Source organism: Brevundimonas diminuta ATCC 11568 (assembly GCF_000204035.1).
Lineage (GTDB): Bacteria > Pseudomonadota > Alphaproteobacteria > Caulobacterales > Caulobacteraceae > Brevundimonas > Brevundimonas diminuta.
This window is the reverse complement of the sequence record NZ_GL883086.1, coordinates 94,549-96,676: the sequence shown is the minus strand read 5'-3', so window position 1 is coordinate 96,676 and position 2,128 is coordinate 94,549. Positions and strand designations below refer to the sequence as shown.

Sequence of the window (2,128 nt, the reverse complement as noted above, 5' to 3'; positions counted from 1 at the left end):
AATTTCGTCCCTCTCCGCTATTTCCGCAAAACGCTCTTTTCTTTCCGTCGGCTCTCCGCTATTGCCCGCCCTCCGATGCGAGCGGTCGTGGCGGAATTGGTAGACGCGCAGCGTTGAGGTCGCTGTGGGGCAACCCGTGGAAGTTCGAGTCTTCTCGACCGCACCATCTGATCTGACAGGGCGAATCTCGGCTAGATAGGCTGAAATCATCTCAGAGGAGGCAGATACGTGACCCACACGGACCTTGCCCCTCTGCGCCCCGAAGACCCCCATCTCGAAGACGAAGATCACGCCGCCCTCGGTGAAGACTACGCCCTGACGGCGGCCTTCGTCGAAAAGGTCGTGGACGCCGCGGACGACGGCGACGGCATGCGTCTGCGCGGCCTGCTGGAAGACCTGCACCCCGCTGACGTCGCCGACCTGATGGGCTTCCTGACCGCCGAACACCGCTCGGTCGTGGTCCAGTGGCTGCCGCCCGAACTGCTGGCGGAATCCCTGCCCGAGATGGACGACGGCATCCGCGAGAAGGTGCTGGAGCGCGTCCCCTCCGCCACCCTGGCCGAAGCCCTGCAAGAGCTGGATTCGGACGACGCCGCCTCGGTCGTCGAGGATCTGGAGGACGACCAGCGCGAGCGCGTGCTGGCCGCCATGCCCGAGGTCGAGCGCGCCGCCATCGAATCCTCGCTGGGCTATGCGGAGGATTCGGCCGGCCGTCTGATGCAGCGCGAGTTCATGGCCGCGCCGCAGTTCTGGAACGTCGGCGACACCATCGACCACGTCCGCGCCCAGGGCGACGACCTGCCCGAGCTGTTCTTCGATATCTATGTGGTCGATCCGATGAATCGGCCGGTCGGCGGCGTCGCCATCAGCCGCATGCTGCGCAGCCCCCGCGCCACGCCCCTGATCGAACTGATGGAGCCGGTCAACGCCATCGAGGTGGACGTCGACCAGGAAGAAGTCGCCTACATCTTCGAGAAGTACCACCTGATCTCGGCCCCCGTGGTCGATACGGGCGGGCGGCTGGTCGGCCAGCTGACCGTCGATGACGTGGTCAACATCATTCAGGAAGAGAACCGCGAGGACATCCTGCGCCTGGCCGGCGTCGCCGACGAGGACCGCTCGTCCAGCGTGTTCGAGATCGTGCGCGGCCGCGTGCCCTGGCTGGGCATCAACCTGTTCACCGCCATGCTGGGCGCCAGCGTCATCGCCCTGTTCGAAGGCACCATCCAGCAGATCGTGGCGCTGGCCGTGCTGATGCCCATCGTCTCGGCCATCGGCGGCAATGCAGGGACGCAGGCGCTGACCGTCACCGTGCGCGCCCTGGCGACGCGCGAGCTGAACGCCTCCAACGCCCTCAGAACCTTCTGGCGCGAGATGGCCGTCGGCCTGGCCAACGGCTTCGTCCTGGCGCCGCTGATCGGTCTGGCGGCGGGTTTCTGGTTCCAGGACTGGCGCATCGGCGCCGTGATCGGCGCGGCCATGATCCTGAACCTGCTGGTCGCGGCCAGCGTCGGCGTGCTGACCCCGCTGACCCTGTCGAAGCTGAAGTTCGACCCGGCCGTGTCCTCGGCCGTGTTCGTGACGGCGACGACCGACTTCTTCGGCTTCCTGATCTTCCTCGGCCTGGCGACCATCGTCCTGCTGTAAATCTGACCTGAAACGGCCCCGCCCGTTTCGGAACGAGGCTTGCTCCGCCCCGGCCAGGGCGAGAACGCCCGTTTCGAATTGGGTCAATCCGTGTCCGCAGCCGCGCCGCAACGCCGCAAGGTCTCTCGAGAAGGCCTTCTGCTGATCAAGAGCTTCGAGGGCTTCCGCCCGCGCACAGTGCTGCGCCGCGACGGGACGCCCGTCATCGGCTACGGCCACGCCCGCTCGGCCCGCCCCGGCGCCGTGGTCAGCGAGGCCGAGGCCGAACTGCTGCTGCAATACGACCTGATGCCGATCGTCGCCCTGCTGAACGAGCGCGTGCGTCTGCCCCTGAACCAGCACCAGTTCGACGCCCTGGCCAGCTTCATCTTCTCCATCGGCCTGGAGCGGTTTCAGGGATCGGACGTCCAGGCCAAGCTGGATGCGAATGCGCCGTCCGAAGCCGCCGTCGCCCTGTCCGCCTGGCCCGAGCGCGCCTCGC

Annotated in this window: 2 protein-coding genes and 1 tRNA gene; all 3 read left to right on the top strand. The window is 67.0% G+C overall.

Annotated elements, in window-relative coordinates:
* Positions 1 to 81 precede the first annotated feature (81 nt).
* Positions 82 to 166: transfer RNA gene (locus BDIM_RS04195), tRNA-Leu, on the top strand.
* Between the two features lie 62 nt (positions 167 to 228).
* Positions 229 to 1,647 carry a magnesium transporter gene (gene mgtE, locus BDIM_RS04190; RefSeq protein WP_003164328.1) on the top strand — a complete coding sequence of 473 codons (1,419 nt, stop codon included), beginning with the start codon at positions 229 to 231 and terminating at the stop codon, positions 1,645 to 1,647.
* A 39-nt stretch (positions 1,648 to 1,686) separates the two neighbouring features.
* Positions 1,687 to 2,128: lysozyme (locus BDIM_RS04185; protein ID WP_155818671.1), on the top strand; the 442-nt coding region annotated here is incomplete at its 3' end.